Raw genomic sequence first — 19,469 nt, forward strand, 5'->3', positions numbered from 1 at the left:
AGCAAGCGGGTTTATCCGCGCGCCAATTCCCAAAACTCGCGCGCTTTGAGGAAATCGCCCGTGCGCTTGTCGCGCCGTTCCTGCGCCTCTTCATCGCGGCCCCATTGTTCGATTTGCCAATCTTCTTCGAGATTCGCCGCATCCCAAAGTGCAGATGCATCGGCATCCTCCCGGGCGGCGCTAAGTCCGGTGATGAGCGAGGCGGCAAGATGGGTCATCATCTCGATCGCGGCGAGGGTAAAGGGACTTTGACAGGAGAGCTCTGCGTGCAATTTGGCAAGTGTTTCATCGCTTTGGGGGCGGTGAATAATGCCTGAAATGCGCACGAATTGCACGCCAATCCGCGCCTCCATGTCCTGCACAATCGGCTCCCACACCTCTTGCTGACGAGCGTAAAGCGCCTCATCGGGATCAGCGCGGTAAAGGAGGGTGTCTGTATCGCCATAAGCGACGGTCTTATCAATGAGCGCGGCAGGATCGGGCGCGGCCATATCAATCGCATAATCTGCCATATCGCGAAGCGGCATGGACTTCGGGTCGATCTTCTCGCCCTGTCCGTCCCATTCCGCCGCAAGCGCGTTTGCCAGAGCTTGTGTGGGCACAATTTGCGCCGCGCCTTGCACCGTTTTGATAGCGCGCCCATCGAGCGCAACCTGCCATCCGCCTTGAACAGCGCTGACAGACACCTTTTTGTAGAACCGCTTCATGATCCCCTGCGCTCATGTTCCTCGGCGCTGATTTTCGCCCGGTCACCCGCTTTCCAGCGCTTTGCCAGAAGCGGCGGGAGGAAGAAGAATGCCAAAAGCCCTGCGCCTGCTAGGGCAACGCTTAAGATGTAAGGCAGGCCCAGCATCCCCTGCGCGCCGCCAATTCCGGCCAAGACCGCGGCGATCCCGCCAATGCGCACCAGGTTCATCGCGGTGTAACGCTTTGCAGCAAGCACTTCTTCAGGGGTAGGGGGCGCAGTATCGGTCATGCAAACCGGTCCAATTCCTCGCGCAGCTCGCTCATGGTGCGCGCCACAAAATCCGCGCCATTTGCTGTTAGATCCTCTGCGCTGTGATAGCCCCATGCAACGCCGATCGCACGGACCCGGCCCGCGGCGGCCATCTGCATGTCAAAACTGGTGTCGCCGATCATAACCGCTTGCGCAGGGAGCGCCCCCGCCTCGAAAAGTGCGGCCTCTAACATCGCCGGGTGCGGTTTTGAGGGGTGGCGATCAGCGGTTTGAAGGGAGACAAACAGGTCGGTCAGGCCATGTCCTGCGAGGCACGCGGTAAGGCCCCTGTCGGATTTTCCAGTAGCAACCGCCAAGCTCCATCCATCATCATGAAGTCCATGCAAAAGTTCGGCCATGCCCTCATAGAGCGGCTCTTGCAAAAGTCCCTCTTCGCGCCTGGTGCGAAAGGCGGTTTTGTAGTTCTCGACCACCTCTTGCTGCTGGCGTTGTTCAGCGCTGGGTGCCAGTTCGCGCAAAACAACAGGCAGGCTTAGCCCGACGACGCGGCGGACCTGATTGGGGTCGGGTGAGGGCAGGCCTGCAAGCTCAAACGCGCGGGCCATCGCCCAGATGATGTCCGCCTGACTATCAACCAGCGTTCCATCGCAATCGAAAACGGCGAGCTTGGTCATTTGGAAAGCTCGCGCATTGTACGGGCTAGCGCCTCATTTCCGCAATGCTCAAGGCCTGCAGCAATTCGTGCGCGTTCTTTGGCGCTTTTCTTTTGCGAAAGTTTGATTGTGGGGCGGCGTTCCTCAACCTTGAGGGAAAAGCCTGCGATACCTTTGAAAAGGCTAGCCCAGACTTTCTCGCTAGATTCAGACGCTAGCCAAGGGTCGCCTTCGATCCGGCCTTCAAAAGTCGTGATCACATCGTGCAAAAGCGTTTCCAGATTGTCGTCCGAAAGGCGCTCAACAGAGCCTTCCATTTCCACGGCGACATAATCCCAAGTCGGCACGGTATTTCGGTTGTCATACCAACGCGGCGAAACATAGCCATCGGGGCCGTTGACGGTAACAAGAGCGCGTGCGCCATCCAGATGCTTCGTAAGCGCATTGCTACGAGCCAAATGGAACCGAATGTCGCCTGAGCCATAGGCAAGCAGCGGTACATGCGCCGCGCGCGGGCCGTCTGGTGTGGTCAGGAATATGGTTCCAAACGCGACATCGGCGACAAGCTTATCCAGCGCCGCCTGATCATCGCTGCGGAAGAGGGGATTTGGATGCATTACCCCCTACCTTTTGGTTTTCCGCCGCCACTGCGTTTTGGCGCTTTGCCCTTGGATTTCGCCGCTGCCTTCGCAGCCTTTTTCGTCGTGTGCGCGGATGTAGTCCGCCCGCGCCGCTCACCTCGGCGGTCTTTGCGATATTGTTTCGCATGGCGGCGGGCCGCCTGTTTCTTTTCCGCTGGTGTGCGCTCGGGTGCTTCATCGCGCACGGGCGAGGCATCGCTTTGGCTTTCTTCAAAGCCCAGCGCTTCCAAGCTGGCGGCAAAGTGTTCAGGCAGAGGAGCGGTCACATCAAGCTTGCCGCCACCGGTATTGGCGCCGGCCTTGTCACCGGCGGCCTTACGCTCCGGCGTGCCGATAATCAGGCGGCGCGCGTGGAGGTGCATTTTGCGGCTGATTGAGCCTGTGAGGAAGGCGTCTTGCCCTCCGTATTTCCCATCGCCCACAATCGGGTGGCCAATCGCGGCCATATGGACGCGCAATTGGTGGGTACGGCCCGTCAGCGGCTCCAACTCGACCCAAGACGCCCGAGTGCCAGCGCGTTCGACCACGCGGTAACGGGTCTTAGCCATTTGGCCCGCTTCTTCATCGACGTGCATTTTCTCGCCGCCTGTGCCCGGCTGCTTGGCGAGCGGTGCGTCAATTGTGCCCTCGCGCACATCCGGCACGCCAACGACCAGCGCCCAATAGACTTTGCGCGCGCTGCGCCCAGAGAACCGCTTTGAGTAGGCGGCGGCACTTCCCGGAGTGCGCGCGATCAGAAGAACGCCCGAGGTGTCTTTATCCAGCCGGTGCACAAGGCGCGGGCGGGGCTGATCTTCGCCTTCAACAAAGGCATCGAGCAGGCCGTCAACATGTTTGGTCGTCTTGCTTCCGCCCTGTGTCGCAAGGCCGGGAGGTTTGTTCAATACAATCGCGCTGGGGATCTCGCGGATCACCATATCGCGCGCTTGTGAGATTTCTTCCTCGGTCAGCGGTTTGCGAACCTTAGGCCCCTTGTGCCGTGCCTCGCCTCCGGGCGGTACACGCATGACCTGTCCCGTCTCCAAACGATCTTCGGGCTTAACCCGCCCGCCATCGACCCGGATTTGACCGGTGCGCGACCAACGTGAAACTGTTGCAAATGGGATTTCGGGAAGATTGCGTTTGAACCAGCGGTCCACACGAATACCGTTGTCATCATCATTGATGGTGAACTGGCGCACTTGCGCTTTGGGTTTATCAGAAGGAAGGGTCATGGCGCTGTTTGCACTCCCATCTGAACGGCGACAAGGCCGATGAGGAACACCGCCATCCCTCCAATTACCGAGACCGCGGCATAGAGCAGCGCGGTTGTCATATCTCCCCGGTGCAGCATGGTGACCATCTCTGCGCTAAAGGCGCTGAAGGTGGTAAAACCGCCCATAAGTCCTGCGATCAGGAACAAGCGCAGGTTCTCGCTATCCGCGCCGCCTTTCGCAAACCAGCCGAGGAGCGCTCCCATAATAAGGCTGCCCAAAATGTTGACGCTGAGCGTGCCCCAAGGAAATTGCGAGTGCGGTCCTGCAAGGCGTAGCATCAGGTTCCCGACCTGAAAACGCATCGCAGCGCCAACCGCGCCGCCAAGCGCCACAGCAAGGGTGGGCATGAGTGATGTGAGGTATGGTGAAGACATTTCGAGGGCTCTTTAGCCGCGCCCATGAAGATGCGCCACAGTTAAAGGCCACAGTTAAAGGCAAGTGTCATCTCAGTGCCTCCCTGCCTGGGCTCACAGCTTTGCGTGCTTGCCATTTTGCGTGTCTTTGGCTAGTGGCCCCTTCGTAGCCGCGCGCTCCATAAGGATTCGCGCCACTTTTAGCGTCAGTTTATAACGCACTCCCGCACAGAAACCGGCGGGCTCAGGCGTATTTGAAAACGAGGTAGTTGCCGTTTATGCAAATCATGGTTCGCGATAACAATGTCGATCAGGCCCTTCGAGCTTTGAAGAAAAAGCTTCAGCGTGAAGGTGTGTATCGCGAAATGAAATTGCGCCGGCACTATGAAAAGCCAAGCGAAAAGCGCGCCCGCGAAAAGGCAGCAGCCGTTCGCCGTGCACGCAAGCTTGAGCGTAAGCGCATGGAGCGCGACGGCATCAAGTAAGAGCTGAAGCGCGGTCGTTGCCGTGCATCGCTTTGAACAAAGTCGGGTACCGCAGGCCGTAGTGCTTGAAAGTCCCGCAATGATCAGCCATCAGGGCGCGGGAAATACCTCGCGCCCTTTTTGCTGAGCGCGCGATTTGAATGACGGGATAATTCATGACTGAAGTCACTCGCGTACCGATCCAGCCCATCGCAAAGGGCTCTTTGACAAAAATATGGCTTGGTGTGGTGATCGCCATCTTAATCGGTGCGGGGCTCGCGTGGGCAGCCGTTCCAAAAGGCTTTAGCATCGACACTATTGTCGCTGGCGAAGGGGCAACGCCGCAAGAGGGCGATATGGTCTTCGTGAAATACAAAGGCTCGCTCGCATCAAACGGCGAAGTGTTTGACGAATCGCAAGATATCCCGCTCCCCGTCGAAGGGATATTCCCTGAAGGAAGCCCGTTCCCAATCGAGGAAGGGCAAACAATTGAAGGCTTTTACAAAGGTCTCCAGCAGATGCAGAAGGGGGGCAAATACGAGCTCTATATTCCTTCTGATCTTGCTTACGGCGCAGAGCCGCCGCAGGGCGCGCCAATCCCGCCGAACGCTGACTTGATCTTCGAGATTGAAGTTGTCGATTTTATGGACCGTGAGACCTTTGATCGCAATCTGGGCATTCTACAGCAAGCGATGCAATCGGGTCTTGGTGCACCCGGCGGCCCCGAAGGCTCTCCACAAGCTCCTGGGCAAGCGCCTCCGGCGGGCCCTCCTCCAGGTGCTGCGCCCGGTCAATAGGGGTAAGTAAAAGTCTGCACTGCTTTCATCAGCGGTTCAACTGAGCTAGATGATCTGCCTTGTTCAGGAGGGATCAAATGGCCGAAAATCAAAGCATTGAGCATGAGCCTTTCGCTGCACAGGAGTGGCGAGAGCGTCCGTGGGTGCTCGCCGCAGTGCTCGGTCTTGCAGGGCTAATCGTTCACATTGCGACCGAAGATTATGGCGATGAGCCATGGCAAGCTGCGATTGCAGCGGCCTTCATTTTTGGTCCTCTTGCTGCTGCTTTCACCCTGAACCGCGATGATTGGCGCCCACCTGTCGTTTTCTCGATCGTTGTGGGGTTGGTCATGGCGGGCATCGCATGGCGCGCTACCTCGGCCGGAGATCGTTACTCTGACGAGGCGTTCTGGATCGCCTCTGGAGTGCTAGCGTGCACTTTGGCTTTGCCGCTGTTCCAAGCGGGCATTCACAAATTGCGCTGGCAAACGAGCTATAAAACCGCGCATTTTCACGTCTGGACCGATGCAATTACCGGGGCAGGGGCACTTGCGTTCGTTGGGCTATCTTGGGCTCTCATTATGGTCCTATCTGAGCTCTTCTCTGCAATCCAGATCGACTTGCTGCAACAGCTGGTGCGCGAGGACTGGTTCGCGCTTATGTTCTCAGGTGCATCCTTTGGTGCGGCACTTGGCGTTCTGCGCAATCAGCTCAAGATCATCGGAACGCTGCAAAATGTCGTGTTGCTGGTGCTTTCTATTCTGGCGGTCCCGCTTGCCATTGCTTTAGCCTTGTTTCTTCTTGCGGTGCTCGTCTCGGGTATTGATGTCTTGTGGGAGGCCACCAAGAGCGCAACACCGTTGCTTCTCGCCATTGCGGTGGGGTGTTTTGTGCTCGCCAATGCGGTGGTGCGCGATGATGATACTGACGCCAGCAATTCCCGCGTTCTTCGCATTGCAGGCTTTGCGCTTGCGCTTGGCATATTGCCGCTTTCCGTCATGGCAGCGGTGTCTATGGGAACCCGCATTGCGCAGCATGGGCTAAGCCCCGAACGGCTTTGGGCGCTGGTGGCGATTGCTCTGGCCGTGGCATTCGGGGTTGCCTATTTTGTCTCCGTTATTCGCGGGCGCAGAGAGGGGTGGCGCGGGTTTCTGCGGCAATCCAATCTCCATTTGGCAGTGATGACGACTGGTCTTGCTTTCCTTTTGGCGATGCCGATCCTGAATTTTGGTTCGATTTCCGCTTCCAACCAGCTCGCCCGCCTGCAATCGGGCGCAGTCAGCGTCGAGGATTTCGATTATGCTGCGCTTCGCTGGGATTTTGGCGATCCGGGCCGGGAAGCGCTTGAGGAGCTAGCGCAAAGCGAAAACCCCAAGATCGCGGAACTCGCACTGGCGGTACAGAAAGCGGAAAGCGCCTATGATTTTCGCCGCCGCAATGAACCCAAAGCCGTAGCGATCAACAGTGCGCCGATCGAAGTGGAAAACGATGCGGTGCGTTTGGCGGTGAGGACATTCCTGCAGTCGAGCCCATTCCGCTGCTCTGATGAGTGCCGCGTGATTGAGGTGGGTGTTCAGGACAGCATGCCGCTTATGGCGCTCCTTTCGAAAGGCCGTGACCCAGAACTGCTGATCTATGATGAGGCTGAAGAAAAGGTCTCTATTGCCATCATCAGACACGCACAGCTGAGGGATCAGAGCGTCTACGAAGTCCTCGAATTTGGCGAAGATTCTGTGGTCGAACTCCGCCCATTCACAGGGCAGCGGCTTTACATCGACGGCAAGCCGGCGAGCGGAGCGTTCGAATAGTGGCCGTTTACGCGTAACTCGTGCTTGAAGCGCTCCTTCCTGAGCGCTAAGCGGCAAGCATGTCTGTAGATAAACAAACAGTAGCGAAAATCGCTAGCTTGTCGCGCATCAAGATGGGCGATGATGAGCTGACACGCATGGTGCCAGAGCTTAACAACATCCTTGATTGGGTGGAGCAGCTTGGCGAGGTTGATGTGTCGGGCGTCGAACCGATGACGGCGGTTATTCCCAACACGCTTCGCCTGCGCGACGATGTGGTCGATGCCGACCCACTGACAGGCGGCGGAAAGCGCGATGCGGTGATCGCCAATGCACCTGCTGCTGAGCACGGCTTCTTTGGTGTGCCCAAGGTGATTGAGTGATTTTGAGCGTTCTATTTGTGCGTTCTCGCAAAGGCGGGAACCTCCATCAACTTAGCGATGCGCGTGCGGCAACAGGTCCCCGCCTTCGCGAGGACTCACGAAACATATGACTGACCTTACAAACCTAGGCGTAAAAGCGATCCGCGACGGTGTGGCAGGCGGCGACTTTACCGCTCGCGAGGTGGCGGAGGCGTTTAACACAGCTGTCGAGCAAGCGGCCTCGCTCAACGCCTTTATCGTGACCACTCCCGAAGCCGCATTAGAAGCAGCGGACAAGACTGATGCCAAACGCGCGAGCGGCGAGGAACTGGGCGCAATGGGCGGCGTGCCGATTGGCATGAAGGACCTGTTTGCATCGCACGGCGTTCAGACCACCGCGGCTTCCAACATCCTTGGCGGGTTTAAGCCTCAATACGAAAGCACCGTTTCGCAGAACCTGTGGAACGCGGGCGCAGGGATGCTGGGTAAGCTTAACCTCGACCAATTTGCGATGGGCTCCTCGAACGAGACGAGCGCTTTTGGTGATGTGAGTTCCCCTTGGCGCAAAGAGGGCAGCAATGCCGCGATGTCGCCCGGTGGTTCCTCGGGTGGTTCATCCTCCGCTGTGGCAGCACGCATTGCGCCAGCCGCGACCGGCACCGACACGGGCGGTTCGATCCGTCAGCCTGCCGCCTTCACTGGCATTTGCGGGATTAAGCCGACTTATGGGCGTTGCTCGCGTTGGGGCGTGGTGGCCTTTGCCTCCTCGCTCGACCAAGCCGGCCCGATGGCACGCTCGGTCGAAGACTGCGCGATTATGCTCGGCGCAATGGCTGGGTTCGATCCGAAGGATGCGACATCTCTGCAAATGGATGTGCCCGATTGGGAAGCGGCCTTGTCTTCGGACCTCAGCGGCAAAAAAGTTGGCATCCCCACCGAATACTGCATGGACGGCACCGACAAGGCGATCATGGACTCATGGGAGCAGGGCAAGGCATGGCTTAAGGATGCAGGCGCTGAGATCGTCGATATCTCTTTGCCGCATACCAAATATGCGCTCCCCGCTTACTACATCATCGCCCCTGCCGAGGCGTCGTCCAACCTCGCCCGTTATGACGGCGTGCGCTATGGTCTGCGCGATCTGCCGGAGGGTGCTGGCCTGCAAGATATGTATGCCGAGACCCGCGCGGCGGGCTTTGGCGACGAGGTCAAACGCCGCATTCTGATTGGCACCTATGTGCTCTCCGCAGGCTTTTACGATGCCTATTATACGCAGGCTCAAAAAGTGCGCGCTCTGGTTTCCAAAGATTTCGAGAAGGCTTGGGAGAAGTGTGACCTAATCCTCGCGCCGACAACGCCGACAGCAAGCTTTCCATTGGGCTCGCTCAATGAAGATCCGCTGACGATGTATTTGAACGATGTGTTCGCCGTGCCAGCCTCGCTTGCAGGGCTCCCGGCGATGAGCGTTCCTGCGGGCCTCAACCCCGACGGCTTGCCGCTGGGTCTGCAACTCGTGGGCAAGGCGTTTGATGAGCAATTGGTTCTGAACGCAGGTTTCGCCATCCAAGAGCGCGCCGGGTTTGACCACGCGCCGGAGCGTTGGTGGTGACCCCGTTTGAGGCGGCTATAGTCGCGATCCTCGCGCTGGGTTTTGTGATCCCGGCTTGGGTGTTCGCTTTCTCCTTTCGCGACCGCGCGAAGTCTGCGCCTGCTGAGGAACCCAACAAGCGGTTCTTCGCATACGCAGCACTGCTCCAGGGCCTCCATAACCAGCTCGATCCCAAATCGCAGCAGGTGCGCAACGGGCCGCTGTTCGCCGCGACTGTGCGCGAACTGGCAAACTATCCTGAGTATCGCAGCTTCAGCGTGCTTTTCCTCGAAGAGATCAACATCACTGGCACGCGCAAATTCGACAATGTCGTGCGCGCCGAACTCAAAGCCGTGGAAGCGAAGCTGTTGGAGGCGGAGGAACCTGCATGAGCTTCACCGCTTTCTTCGTGATGATCTTCCTCATCGCTTTCGCCATCCTTGGCGGGGTGGTGATGTTCCTCAGCAAAACCATCGACCACGGCGAAGCGCGCTTTGACCCTGATGGCAACGTCATTGAGGACAAAGAAAACAAGAACCAACCATCACCCTAGTGCTCGCTAGGGTCTATGGCGGCAAACGAATACGCAATTGGCTTGAGATCCCAGCTTTCTCTGGGATGACGAGGATAGAAATATGAGTGACTACCGTATCCAAGGGCAGACAGGTGAATGGGAGGTTGTAATCGGCCTCGAAGTCCATGCGCAGGTGACGTCCAAGTCGAAGCTGTTTTCGGGCGCGAATACGGAATTTGGCGCGGAGCCGAACAGCCAAGTGAGCCTCGTCGATGCGGCTATGCCCGGAATGCTGCCCGTGCCTAATCAAGAGTGCATCCGCCAAGCGGTGCGCACCGGCATGGCGATTGAGGCGCAGATCAACGCATGGAGCCGGTTTGACCGTAAGAACTATTTCTACGCTGATTTGCCCCAAGGCTATCAGATCAGCCAGCTTTACCACCCCATCGTGGGCGAGGGTCAGCTGCTCATCGAAGCCGATGAAAAACACGGCATTCCCGAAGACAAAGTGATCGGGATTGAGCGGATTCACGTCGAGCAGGATGCAGGCAAACTGATGCATGATCAGCACCCAACAATGTCCTATGTCGATCTCAACCGTTCGGGCGTTGCCTTGATGGAAATCGTCTCCAAGCCCGATATGCAATCGCCTGCCGAGGCGGGCGCTTATGTGCGCAAATTGCGCTCGATCCTGCGTTATGTGGGCTCTTGCGACGGCAATATGGAAGAAGGCTCCATGCGCGCTGACGTCAATGTCTCGGTCCGCAAAGCGGGCGATGAATTGGGCACGCGCACTGAGACCAAGAACGTGAACTCGGTCCGTTTTGTCATGCAAGTGATTGAATATGAGGCGAACCGTCAGGTCGATGTGCTCGAAAGCGGCGGCACCGTGGATCAGGAAACGCGCCTGTTTGACGTCGCCACCGGCACCACGCGCACCATGCGTTCGAAAGAAGACGCGCACGATTACCGCTACTTCCCCGATCCTGATCTGCTTCCTGTTGTGCTCGAAGATGATTTCCTCGAAGAATGCCGCGCGAGCCTTCCCGAATTGCCCGATGCAAAGCGGGTGCGGTACGAAACCGAGCTTGGCCTGACGCCTTACAATGCGCGTGAACTCACGCATGAGGTGGAAACCTTTGCGCGCTTTGAAACGCTGCTTTCGGCGGCTGCGAGCGCTATCGGCAAGTCCGAGGCCAAAGTCGCAACGCAGGTCGCCAACTGGGCGCTTTCGGTTGCTCCCGGTGTGATCAAATCGCTGGGTGATGAGGCCGATGCCTCTCATGCGACTGCTGAACGTCAGGCCGCGATCCTTGCGATGCAGGGAAAAAGCGAGATCAGCGGCTCACAAGCAAAGGAAATTTTCGAGATCGTCCTCAAAACTGGGCGTGAACCCGACGAGATCGCCGACACCGAAGGCCTCAAACAGGTCTCCGACACCGGCGCGATTGAGGCCGCCATCGACGATATCCTCGCCAACAACCAAGACAAGGTCGAGCAATATAAAGGCGGCAAAGACAAGCTCTTCGGCTTCTTTGTGGGTCAGACCATGAAGGCGATGCAGGGCAAGGCGAACCCGCAAGTGGTGAACCAGATCCTCAAGGACAAGCTCGCCTAGGACATGGTATTGCGGGTCGCTCTCTGGGGTCCGCTCCTTGTCGCTGTGCTGCTTGTTGGCGGGTATATCTACCTGCACGATCCCTTCGCGCGGGACGGGAAAGAGCTGTTGCAGGTGCCGCTGTCTGAGGATGACCCGACGCTCGACCGGGTGGGGGACCTCCAATACCTCGGCGGGCTCGATATCCCGCGCATGGGGCAGAATATTGGCGGGCTTTCCGGGCTTGAATGGGATGATAAAGCCGGTACGCTTCTTGCGATCACCGACGATGCGCGCTGGATCGTGTTTAACCTAAGGGAAGAAAATGATCGCCTCACAGGAATAACCAATCATACGATCGGGCCGCTCCTGGCCCCTGATGGAAAGCCGCTCGAAGGCAAAGAAAACGGCGATAGCGAGAGCCTCGCGCGCGAGAACAACGGCAATGTTCTTGTCGCATTCGAGCGCGACCATAGATTGCTGAGCTACGACCAAGGGCTTTCGCGAGGGACGGCGTATCGCGCTAAAATTGATCCTGAAGAATTCCTTGGCCCACTGGGTGAAAACAACGGCCTTGAAGCTGTTGCGGTTGCTAAAAGGGGCGCGTTGTTATGCGCTGAGCGCCTTACATCGCGCGACAAAGGCAACTGCCTCTTTCTCGATCATCGCGAGCTTAGTCTGTCCGAGTTTCGCGCCGACCCACCCGAAGCTTTGGCCGAATTTGGCGCTGTGCCAACAGGCGCCGACGCGCTCGCGGATGGCACATTTCTTATCCTCTTCCGCAGCTATTCGCCCGCGCAAGGCAACACTGCTGCTATTGTTGCCTATGCGCCCGATGGCACACGCCGCGAGATCGCAACCTTCCTGCCTCCTTTAACCCTCGACAACTTCGAAGGACTAACAGTGCGCGAAGAGGAGGGCCGCACCTTCCTCTACATCGTCAGCGACGACAATTTTTCTGGCGCACAGCGAACGCTGCTTATGAAGTTTGAACTCTTGGCTAACTGATCCCCGCGCAAACCGGTTTTTGCGGCCAAAAGCGCATGACCCGCGCAGCGCGTTACAATTTTTGCATTTACTAGAGACCGCAGCGCGTTAGTATTTCGCACGGGTGTAATACAAAAACGAGAGATCCACTATGAGGGGACTAACCAAAGCGCTGATTGGCGCTGGGGCTGCTTCGCTGCTTGCCGTAGGCACGCACTATGCAAGCGGCGCCGAAACTATCGACATAATCGAGGCTGATGCGAGCGCGGCTTTGGCCGATGCGAACGTACGCGGTGTGACGCTGTCCATGGCGCGCGATCCGCTGTCTCGCGGGGTGACGCTATCGGGGATTAGCGATCCTGACGAACGCGCGCGGATTGAAGGCATTTTGCGCGAAGCTGCGAATGTGGGCTCAATCACTTGGGAAGGTGAGCTTGATCTGTTTGATGAGGCGGCTCTTGCCACAGGCATTGAAGACCCCGCCGCTGTGACCGGTGCAAGCGCTGAGCAGATCGCTGCGTGTCAGGAGGCGCTGGATATCTTCAAAGAGGGCAAGACCATTCAGTTTGAGACGGGCTCGGCCGATTTGTCGGAAACCTCGCTCGACATGATCAACTCGCTCGCGCGGCGCATGAATGTGTGCACGGGGATGCGGATCAATGTGGGTGGTCACACCGATGCTACCGGCACGGATGAGGTGAATTTGGCGCTGAGCCAAGCGCGCGCCGATGCGGTGGCAGCGGAACTTGCCAATCGCAGCGTTGCCGATGTTCGGATCGTGCCAACCGGTTATGGCTCAAGCCAGCCGCTGGTCGACGATGCGGGCGAAAATGCGGCCAATCGCCGCATTGAGTTTACGCTGGATGATGCCGCAGCTGATCTGGATGACACGACGGTATCGGAAGAGGAGGGAGCATAACATGCCACTTTTGCTTGAAAGCTGGATCGGCTTGATGATCCTTTTCACCATTGGTCTTGGAATTGGCTGGCTCATTTGGGGCCGCAGTTAAGCGCTAGGAGAGACGATATGATTGATTTGTTGATCGCACATCCCATCCGCGCGCTTATTGCCGTGGCTCTTGGACTTGCCACCGCGTGGTGGATTTGGGGGCGTCTGGGCGAGATGGTAGCGGACACCGCTGGCAAAGCAGGTGATGCGGCCAAAGGCGCAGCGGATACCGCCGGAAGCGCTGCTTCTGGTGCTGCTGGTATGGCGAAGAGTGCCGCCAGCGCTGCGGGCGATGCGGCGTCGGACGCGGTGGATACCGCTAAAGATGCCGGCAAGGCTGCCGCAGATAGTGCCACTGTGGCAGCAGCTGGCGCTACGGCGGCGGTTGGTGCTGCGACGGATAAGACCAAAGACACCGTTCAAGGCATTGTTCAAGATGAAGCCGATAAGCCCAAGATTGAAGCTGCCGTGGGCGAGCCTGATGATCTCACAAAGATCAAAGGCGTGGGGCCGAAACTCAACGAGACCTGTCAATCGCTCGGCGTCTCACGCTTTGACCAGATTTCTCAATGGACCGATGCCGATATTGCCGAGGTGGATCAGTACCTCAAATTCAAAGGCCGCATTACCCGCGACAATTGGGTCGAACAGGCAAAATATCTGGCAGCTGGCGATACAGAGGGCCACAAGGCCAAATTCGGCTAAAGCCAAGACCAAGTTCGGCTAAAGCGCTAAATCACAAACTAGAAAGGGCCGCCCCAGCACTTTGCCGGGGCGGCCCAATTCTTTTGCCTCAAAATACTCAACGCTTAAGCGCGTACACCCGAAAGCGGCATTGCGCCGAAAGCGCCTGCATTGACGTTGCCGGTGATGGCATCGCCATCAATGGTCGCTTCGCAATCGAGGGTCATTGGCATAGGAACGGTCATGTTCATCGACCATTTGATTGTGTTGCCGTCAACAGTACCTTCCTCGATGTCCATCGAGCCCATGCCGCCAGACATGTTGCCTTTGAACGTGCCATCGCCATTGTCTTCAATGGTGAGCTTGCCGGATTGGTCGCCCATCGGGCTTTTCACTGTGGTGTCGAATGAACCTGATACAGACATTTATCGTCTCCTTGGACAGTGCGCCAAAGCTTGGGGCGCTTGTGATAATTTCAAAGAGCCAAAATCCTGTCGGGGCCCTTGGCTTGGCGCTGAGTTGTACACGTCGAACACGCGCTTTCAATACCTAACGTAGCGTCAATTAAGACGAAAAAGGAAGCGGGCGAGACCGCAGTGGCCTCGCCCGCAATTCTGTGTGACATCTTCCCACGCCGTGCCGTAACGTCGCGGTGGCAAGGGTGGGGCCCATAGTGGGGGCTTCCGCGATGGATTAGCCGCCCAATTGAGCGCCTTCCATTTCGCGCACTTCGACCGGAAGACCGAGCTGTTCAAGCTGCGGTGCGACTTTCTCCGCATCGCCAACGACCACCCAAAGGAAATCGTCGACGTTAAGAGCACTGCGTGCCGCTGCATTGAGGCTGTCAGTGGTCTGCGCTTCGTATTTGCCCACGAGTTCTTCGTAGTAATTGTCTGGCCGGCCATAGAGGGCGATTTGCTGCATCGCACCGAGGACCGCGCGCGATGTTTCAAAACGCCCTGGCAGGAGCCCAACCGAGTTTGCAACATTGCGAGTAAGCTCATCCTCAGTCACGCCGCTGGTGGTGAGGAATGCGCTGGTCTCGCGGATCATCTCCGCGATAGAATCGCCGGTACGGTCCGCCTGAACGCCGCCGCCGATCGCGTATACAACGGTCTCCTCGCGCGGCTGCGGTGCGCCGCGTATGCCGTAGCTCCAGCCTTTCGTCTCACGCAGGTTCATGTTGAGACGCGCGAGGAAGTTGCCGCCAAGCGAGTTGTTGGCGTTCTCAAAGTCCACATAGGCCGGGTCGCTCGCATCAAGCGGGGTGATTTGCCCGCCGAAAATGAAGCTTTGCGGTGAGTTCGGACGGTTGATGAGCACGATGCGCCCGCCGTCAGCCGCCTTTGGCATGGAAGAGAAATCTTTCTCACCCCTCGGGGTCGCCGGAGATTGCCAATCACCAAACGCTTCGTTCAATTGGGCGACAATGGTGTCGAGAGGCAGGCTAGAGATCACAAAGACCTCGCCATTGTCTGGACGGATCCATGTGTCTTTGAATGCCACCAAATCGTCGCGGGTGATGCTCTCAACACTCTCAAGCGTTTCGACACCTCCGTAAGGGCTGTCTGCGCCGAACAATTCGACACCAATCGCGCGGCGCGCAATTCCTTGCGGCGAACGCATTTGCTGACGAATACCAGTGATGGTCTGCGCCTTGACGCGGGCAAGGTCGCTTTCGTTGAAGGCAGGGTTCTGAATGATGTCGCCAAACAGTGTCAGCGATTCAGACAGGTTCGACGACAGCGCGGAAAGCGTGAAGCTTGACCGGTCATCGCCGCCGCCCTGGCCAATGGTGACGCCCAGCTTCTCGCGCTCTTCAGCGATCTGCTGGCTGCTGAGAGTGGCGGTGCCTTCGTCGAAGAGGCCCAACGCGAGGTTTTCGACGCCGCGCTTGTCTGCGCTGTCCGAAGCCGAGCCCGCGTTGAACGACATCGTCACATAGGTCGCAGGGACCGCATCACGCTTGGCGTAAGTGACCTGCATTCCGTTAGCCAGGGTTGCACGCTCGACGTCAGGGAAGTCGAGTGATGGCACCGAGGCGATCTCTGGTGCTGGACGCTCAAGCGACACTGAGATCGTATCAAGGTCGGCTTCACGGTCACGCACGGTCGCTGCACCGCCTGCGGTGACGCTGGAGGCCTCTTGATAAGTCGCATCACGCTCACCCGGTTCAAGAACCAAAGTGAAGGCAGGCTTTGTCATCCATTTCTGCATGGCCGCCTTGATCGTCTCAGGCGTAATCGAGGCAAGCAATTCCAATTGCTGTTTGGCAAAGCCGGGATCGCCAGCAAGAACTTCGCCGCGGGCAAGAGCCACAGCCTTGCCGCCAAAGCCGCCAACCTGCTCAAGCCCGCGAATGGTGCCAGCCAAATTGCTGGTCGCTGCACGGTCTACCTCAGCCTGTGTGGGCCCGGTTTCCACATACCAATCGACAAGCTGCTTCAACCGCGCTTCGAGTTGGCGTGCATCCACACCGTCTTTAAGAGTGGCACTGACATTGATGATGCCGACGCGTTGGAAGTCGAAATTGCCAGCCGAAACACCGACCGCCAATTGCTCATCGCGAACAAGGATCTGGTCAAGCCGGCTTGAAAGCAGACCACCAAAGATCTGTGTACCCATGTTAAGGGCCGCCAAATCTTCAGAGGTGATGCCAGGAGCTGGCCAATACATGCTGATGGAGGTCGCGGCGACCTGGTCTTTCATGACTGTGCGAATTGGTTCTTCGAGGTTAGGGATCGCCGCCGCCGCTGGTGTGTTCACAGCGCCGCGCGGAATTGCGCCAAACCATTTCTCCACCAGAGGGCGCGCCTCGTCAGCGGAGATATCGCCGGCAAGCACGATCGTCGCGTTGTTCGGGCCGTATTTTTCGCGGAACCAATCTTTCACATCGTCAAGCGTTGCCGCCTCGATGTCAGCCATCGAGCCAATGACAGAGTGCTGATAAGGGTGGGCATCAGGGAAGATGGTTTCAAGAATTTCATAGAACACAAGGCCGCCGGGACGGTTATCGTTTTGGCGCTTTTCGTTTTGGACAACGCCGATTTGGTTGTCGAGCTTGCCCTGTGTGACCGCTCCCAGAAGGTATCCCATGCGGTCGCTTTCAAGCCACAATGCTCGATCAAGAGCTGGGCGAGGGACTGTTTGGAAGTAGTTGGTGCGGTCGAAATTGGTCGTGCCGTTGAAATCGGTCGCGCCCATTTCCTGAAGGTATTGGAAGTAATCGTTCGGCGCGTTTTCTGAGCCATTGAACATCAGGTGTTCAAACAGGTGAGCAAAGCCGGTGAGGCCCTTAGGCTCATCCTTGGAGCCGACGTTGTACCAAACAGCCACCCCGACGATTGGCGCTTTGCGGTCTTCGTGAACGATAACGGTGAGGCCGTTTTCAAGTTCAAACTTCTCAAACGGGACCTGAACTTGAGCCACAAGCTCTTGGAGGTCGTTCTTAGGTTCAGCGCTCGCCGCGCTTGTATGGTCATCGGCCAGAACCGGGGTCATTGGGGTTGCAATTGCAACACTGAGCGCAGCGAGACTCGCTGCGGCGTGACGGAGTTTCATATTTTCAGTCCCTTCATATTATCAATGCGCAAAAGATCATGTCTGGTGAGAGCTCATGTTGAGAGCAGCCTGAACAAAGGCAAAAACATGTATTGGCCCCGAAAACCAGATTACTTTGCGTTTGTGATGACCCTCGTGCTTTGCGCATTAGCGCGTACGTCCTCTTCGAAAAAGTGTACAGGCTTCAATTCGTGATCGACGTAGAGCTGCATTTGATCGGTGAAATGCTTTGAATTTGGGCGAGTTGTGGCAGCGCCGAAAGGTTGGACCGAACGAGACGTCACCTTCCCTCCGTCCGCTGGCCATTCGACCCATTGAATAAAGCTGTCGCCGTGTACGAGGCTGAGGCGTCCATCATCGTCCACCCGCCAGATGGTGGAGGCTCGCAAGGTGTCTGAACCGCCATCAAGGGGCAGATCCACATCGCCCTGACGAAGGCGCAACAGCTCACTCATTGGCGGGTCGAGCCGCCCGAAATGCTCCATCAAATGGTCAAAGGCCTCTTGCAGTTTCTCTGCCACATCGGGCACCGGCGTATTGTTGTATTCCGCGCCCATGTAGCTGATGATCATGAGGAGGGCGATGGAATCTGCGGGGCCGTTATTATCAGCGGTAAAGTCCCATTGCAGCATGAGATCGCGCGCTTTGGCGACGTCGCCTTCCGCTTCTAATGCTTCCAACGCATCGTAGAGCAGATCCACATAATCGAGCCGCTCGTAAGCGGTGTCATATTTGATCCGCTCCAAGGTCGCGCGGTCCAGCACTTCCGCCTCGCTCATCAGTTTGTACGCGCGGTGCGAACGGTTGGTCTGTTTGCGCTCTACACCCATCGCCGCAGAGAAGTCGTCCGGCGACAAATCGCTGCCCTCGCCAGCAGCAGTGAAAGGCTCATTGTTTGAGTTGTAGAGCCAGCCAGACGCTGGATTGACGAGCTTGGGAATACGTTCATACTCGACGCTGCCCTCCCAGATCAGATCAGAGCGTGACCCATCCAAAACGCCGCGCCAGTTTGCCCCCACATCCTCGGGCCGGTTCGGGATCGCCGCATTGTAAACATAGGCGATATTACCCTCGCGGTCGGCATAAATGAAATTGGTCGAAGGAATAGCCATTCGCGCAATCTGCGTTTGCCATTGCTCGAAGGTGTCCGCCTTGTTGAGGCGGTAATAGGCGTCTAGCTGTTCTGCCTTTTCCATGCCGCCATACCGGACCGCGAAAAAGCCGTTGTCGTTCTTGATCACTGGACCGTGATGCTGGCTGCGATAGACCGTTCGGCTGATAGGCAGGGTTACCGGCCCCATTTTAACGGGGAGAATAACGTTCTTCTCTTCAAGGTAATACCATTCATCGTCGAGCTTATAACTGTCGCCCGCTGCGTTCATTTCCAGCTTGTAGACATCGGTCATATCCGGGCGATTGACCGTGTTGGTCCAGCCAAGGTTTTCATTGTGACCAAGAAAGGCGAAGGGCGATCCGGGGAAATTTGCGCCGGTAAAGTGCCAGCCTTCGCCCGATTGCACGCCCAGCTCATACCAAGCGACCCCGCCGCGCAGGGGCTGGTGCGAATTGGAAATGAGCGTGGTTGGCCCGCCTGTCTTTTCGGGGCGAACCGCCCAGGCGTTAGAGCCCAGATGGTCTGCATGCTGGCCTGTGGGCAGAACAAGGTTCGGGTGCTCTTTTGCGTCAGCCAAATCTTCGCGCATTTGTTCCGCTGGCGAATTGGGGCGGGGGAAACCGGGAATATCGGGGCCAAACTCTTTGCGTAAAGGTTCGCCCGCCACCAGCGGACCGATAACATTGCCAAGGCCGTAGAAGAACGGCTGGCGCAGCACAAAGCCCGCTGCAATATCCTCGCCGTTCACCGGGAATAGATTGCCAAGCTTCACCTCATCCGCATTCTCTTTAGCGTATTGATTAAGGCCTGCTGCGTAGCCTTCAAGAAGAGCGCGGGTGTCGGCTGGAAGCTTCTGAAATTCGCGGGCTGCGGTCTCGCGTGCGCCGATCAAATGGTAGACGTAATCGACCTGCGCCCCGTCTTGCCCAGCGATCGCGCCATAGCGCCCTTTGGACATGGCAACCACGTCTTGCAGTGTGAAGAAGTCATCTTCTGCATGCGCAATCGCGACCCCGTAAGCGACGTCTGCATCAGTCTTGCCGTAGATCATCGGTACGCCGTATTCGCTGCGGACGATCTCGGCTGAATACTCACGGTATTCAGGCGCTGCACTTTGACGCGCTGCAAAGGGCTCCCATGTGGCCAAGAATACAAATGTCGTGAGCAAAAGTGCGATCACACCGAAGGCGCCGCGCTTGATCCATTTCATGAACTGTATTTTCCC

Annotated in this window: 20 protein-coding genes; 11 read left to right on the plus strand and 9 right to left on the minus strand. The window is 57.5% G+C overall.

The features are described from left to right. Positions 1-11 precede the first annotated feature (11 nt). From AC0V60_RS01695 to crcB, 6 genes are read right to left on the minus strand one after another with little or no spacing between them, the layout of a single operon-like run. The gene (locus tag AC0V60_RS01695) at positions 12-707 is read right to left on the minus strand and encodes an ATP12 family chaperone protein (protein WP_486176824.1); all 696 of its coding nucleotides are present in this window, start codon (positions 705-707) and stop codon (positions 12-14) included. Next, on the minus strand, positions 704-976 hold the full coding sequence (locus AC0V60_RS01700; RefSeq protein WP_486176825.1) for a hypothetical protein: 273 nt from the start codon (positions 974-976) through the stop codon (positions 704-706). The genes AC0V60_RS01695 and AC0V60_RS01700 overlap by 4 nt, the downstream gene beginning before the upstream one ends. Continuing rightward, positions 973-1,632 (minus strand): HAD-IA family hydrolase, encoded by a 660-nt coding sequence (locus AC0V60_RS01705; protein WP_486176826.1) that lies wholly within the window; start codon positions 1,630-1,632, stop codon positions 973-975. Before AC0V60_RS01705 ends, AC0V60_RS01700 begins: the two co-directional genes overlap by 4 nt. After that, entirely contained in the window at positions 1,629-2,228 is a 600-nt protein-coding gene (locus AC0V60_RS01710; protein ID WP_486176827.1) for an FMN-binding negative transcriptional regulator, read from the minus strand. Before AC0V60_RS01710 ends, AC0V60_RS01705 begins: the two co-directional genes overlap by 4 nt. Next, the gene (locus AC0V60_RS01715; protein ID WP_486176828.1) at positions 2,228-3,466 is read right to left on the minus strand and encodes an RluA family pseudouridine synthase; all 1,239 of its coding nucleotides are present in this window, start codon (positions 3,464-3,466) and stop codon (positions 2,228-2,230) included. The genes AC0V60_RS01710 and AC0V60_RS01715 overlap by 1 nt, the downstream gene beginning before the upstream one ends. Then, positions 3,463-3,882: a fluoride efflux transporter CrcB gene (gene crcB / locus AC0V60_RS01720; protein WP_486176829.1), complete on the minus strand. Its 420-nt coding sequence runs from the start codon at positions 3,880-3,882 to the stop codon at positions 3,463-3,465. The genes AC0V60_RS01715 and crcB overlap by 4 nt, the downstream gene beginning before the upstream one ends. Before the next feature lie 257 nt (positions 3,883-4,139). Here crcB and rpsU point away from each other — a divergent pair, with 257 nt between their 5' ends. The 11 genes from rpsU (at position 4,140) to AC0V60_RS01775 (ending at position 13,590) form a co-directional block, all read left to right on the plus strand. Next, positions 4,140-4,346, plus strand: coding sequence for a 30S ribosomal protein S21 (gene rpsU, locus AC0V60_RS01725; RefSeq protein ID WP_006834591.1), 207 nt, complete (start codon positions 4,140-4,142; stop codon positions 4,344-4,346). Positions 4,347-4,501: 155 nt separating this feature from the next. Beyond that, entirely contained in the window at positions 4,502-5,122 is a 621-nt protein-coding gene (locus tag AC0V60_RS01730) for an FKBP-type peptidyl-prolyl cis-trans isomerase (protein ID WP_486176830.1), read from the plus strand. 77 nt (positions 5,123-5,199) lie between these two features. Continuing rightward, the gene (locus AC0V60_RS01735; RefSeq protein WP_486176831.1) at positions 5,200-6,909 is read left to right on the plus strand and encodes a DUF4153 domain-containing protein; all 1,710 of its coding nucleotides are present in this window, start codon (positions 5,200-5,202) and stop codon (positions 6,907-6,909) included. A gap of 59 nt (positions 6,910-6,968) precedes the next feature. Next, positions 6,969-7,271, plus strand: coding sequence for an Asp-tRNA(Asn)/Glu-tRNA(Gln) amidotransferase subunit GatC (gene gatC / locus AC0V60_RS01740; RefSeq protein ID WP_486176832.1), 303 nt, complete (start codon positions 6,969-6,971; stop codon positions 7,269-7,271). A gap of 106 nt (positions 7,272-7,377) precedes the next feature. Next, positions 7,378-8,859, plus strand: a complete 1,482-nt coding sequence (gene gatA, locus AC0V60_RS01745; protein ID WP_486176833.1) for an Asp-tRNA(Asn)/Glu-tRNA(Gln) amidotransferase subunit GatA — start codon at positions 7,378-7,380, stop codon at positions 8,857-8,859. Continuing rightward, positions 8,856-9,230, plus strand: a complete 375-nt coding sequence (locus AC0V60_RS01750; protein WP_486176834.1) for a hypothetical protein — start codon at positions 8,856-8,858, stop codon at positions 9,228-9,230. Before gatA ends, AC0V60_RS01750 begins: the two co-directional genes overlap by 4 nt. Beyond that, the gene (locus tag AC0V60_RS01755) at positions 9,227-9,391 is read left to right on the plus strand and encodes a glutamyl-tRNA amidotransferase (protein WP_486176835.1); all 165 of its coding nucleotides are present in this window, start codon (positions 9,227-9,229) and stop codon (positions 9,389-9,391) included. Before AC0V60_RS01750 ends, AC0V60_RS01755 begins: the two co-directional genes overlap by 4 nt. Positions 9,392-9,473: 82 nt before the next feature. Next, positions 9,474-10,970 (plus strand): Asp-tRNA(Asn)/Glu-tRNA(Gln) amidotransferase subunit GatB, encoded by a 1,497-nt coding sequence (gatB, locus tag AC0V60_RS01760; RefSeq protein WP_486176836.1) that lies wholly within the window; start codon positions 9,474-9,476, stop codon positions 10,968-10,970. A 9-nt stretch (positions 10,971-10,979) separates the two neighbouring features. After that, positions 10,980-11,957: an esterase-like activity of phytase family protein gene (locus AC0V60_RS01765; RefSeq protein WP_486176837.1), complete on the plus strand. Its 978-nt coding sequence runs from the start codon at positions 10,980-10,982 to the stop codon at positions 11,955-11,957. A 130-nt stretch (positions 11,958-12,087) separates the two neighbouring features. After that, positions 12,088-12,855 (plus strand): OmpA family protein, encoded by a 768-nt coding sequence (locus AC0V60_RS01770; protein WP_486176838.1) that lies wholly within the window; start codon positions 12,088-12,090, stop codon positions 12,853-12,855. A gap of 108 nt (positions 12,856-12,963) precedes the next feature. Further along, a complete protein-coding gene (locus AC0V60_RS01775; protein WP_486176839.1) occupies positions 12,964-13,590 on the plus strand; it encodes a hypothetical protein in 627 nt (208 codons plus the stop codon). A gap of 104 nt (positions 13,591-13,694) precedes the next feature. Here AC0V60_RS01775 and AC0V60_RS01780 read toward each other — a convergent pair whose 3' ends face one another. From AC0V60_RS01780 to AC0V60_RS01790, 3 genes are all read right to left on the minus strand, one after another. After that, positions 13,695-13,994 (minus strand): lipocalin/fatty acid-binding family protein, encoded by a 300-nt coding sequence (locus tag AC0V60_RS01780; protein ID WP_486176840.1) that lies wholly within the window; start codon positions 13,992-13,994, stop codon positions 13,695-13,697. Positions 13,995-14,262: 268 nt separating this feature from the next. Further along, the gene (locus tag AC0V60_RS01785) at positions 14,263-17,130 is read right to left on the minus strand and encodes a M16 family metallopeptidase (protein ID WP_486176841.1); all 2,868 of its coding nucleotides are present in this window, start codon (positions 17,128-17,130) and stop codon (positions 14,263-14,265) included. Between the two features lie 110 nt (positions 17,131-17,240). After that, entirely contained in the window at positions 17,241-19,454 is a 2,214-nt protein-coding gene (locus AC0V60_RS01790) for an acylase (RefSeq protein ID WP_486176842.1), read from the minus strand. Between the last annotated feature and the right edge of the window lie 15 nt (positions 19,455-19,469).

This window comes from Erythrobacter sp. S259 (assembly GCF_057364965.1).

Excerpts from the sequence above, each read along its gene's own strand:
- gatC (WP_486176832.1), top strand. The coding sequence starts at position 6,969 with ATGTCTGTAGATAAACAAACAGTAGCGAAAATCGCTAGCTTGTCGCGC.
- AC0V60_RS01755 (WP_486176835.1), top strand. The coding sequence starts at position 9,227 with ATGAGCTTCACCGCTTTCTTCGTGATGATCTTCCTCATCGCTTTCGCC.
- AC0V60_RS01785 (WP_486176841.1), bottom strand. The coding sequence starts at position 17,130 with ATGAAACTCCGTCACGCCGCAGCGAGTCTCGCTGCGCTCAGTGTTGCA.
- AC0V60_RS01780 (WP_486176840.1), bottom strand. The coding sequence starts at position 13,994 with ATGTCTGTATCAGGTTCATTCGACACCACAGTGAAAAGCCCGATGGGC.
- AC0V60_RS01695 (WP_486176824.1), bottom strand. The coding sequence starts at position 707 with ATGAAGCGGTTCTACAAAAAGGTGTCTGTCAGCGCTGTTCAAGGCGGA.
- AC0V60_RS01710 (WP_486176827.1), bottom strand. The coding sequence starts at position 2,228 with ATGCATCCAAATCCCCTCTTCCGCAGCGATGATCAGGCGGCGCTGGAT.
- crcB (WP_486176829.1), bottom strand. The coding sequence starts at position 3,882 with ATGTCTTCACCATACCTCACATCACTCATGCCCACCCTTGCTGTGGCG.
- gatA (WP_486176833.1), top strand. The coding sequence starts at position 7,378 with ATGACTGACCTTACAAACCTAGGCGTAAAAGCGATCCGCGACGGTGTG.
- AC0V60_RS01700 (WP_486176825.1), bottom strand. The coding sequence starts at position 976 with ATGACCGATACTGCGCCCCCTACCCCTGAAGAAGTGCTTGCTGCAAAG.
- AC0V60_RS01775 (WP_486176839.1), top strand. The coding sequence starts at position 12,964 with ATGATTGATTTGTTGATCGCACATCCCATCCGCGCGCTTATTGCCGTG.
- AC0V60_RS01790 (WP_486176842.1), bottom strand. The coding sequence starts at position 19,454 with ATGAAATGGATCAAGCGCGGCGCCTTCGGTGTGATCGCACTTTTGCTC.
- AC0V60_RS01705 (WP_486176826.1), bottom strand. The coding sequence starts at position 1,632 with ATGACCAAGCTCGCCGTTTTCGATTGCGATGGAACGCTGGTTGATAGT.
- AC0V60_RS01770 (WP_486176838.1), top strand. The coding sequence starts at position 12,088 with ATGAGGGGACTAACCAAAGCGCTGATTGGCGCTGGGGCTGCTTCGCTG.
- AC0V60_RS01735 (WP_486176831.1), top strand. The coding sequence starts at position 5,200 with ATGGCCGAAAATCAAAGCATTGAGCATGAGCCTTTCGCTGCACAGGAG.
- AC0V60_RS01715 (WP_486176828.1), bottom strand. The coding sequence starts at position 3,466 with ATGACCCTTCCTTCTGATAAACCCAAAGCGCAAGTGCGCCAGTTCACC.
- gatB (WP_486176836.1), top strand. The coding sequence starts at position 9,474 with ATGAGTGACTACCGTATCCAAGGGCAGACAGGTGAATGGGAGGTTGTA.
- rpsU (WP_006834591.1), top strand. The coding sequence starts at position 4,140 with ATGCAAATCATGGTTCGCGATAACAATGTCGATCAGGCCCTTCGAGCT.
- AC0V60_RS01730 (WP_486176830.1), top strand. The coding sequence starts at position 4,502 with ATGACTGAAGTCACTCGCGTACCGATCCAGCCCATCGCAAAGGGCTCT.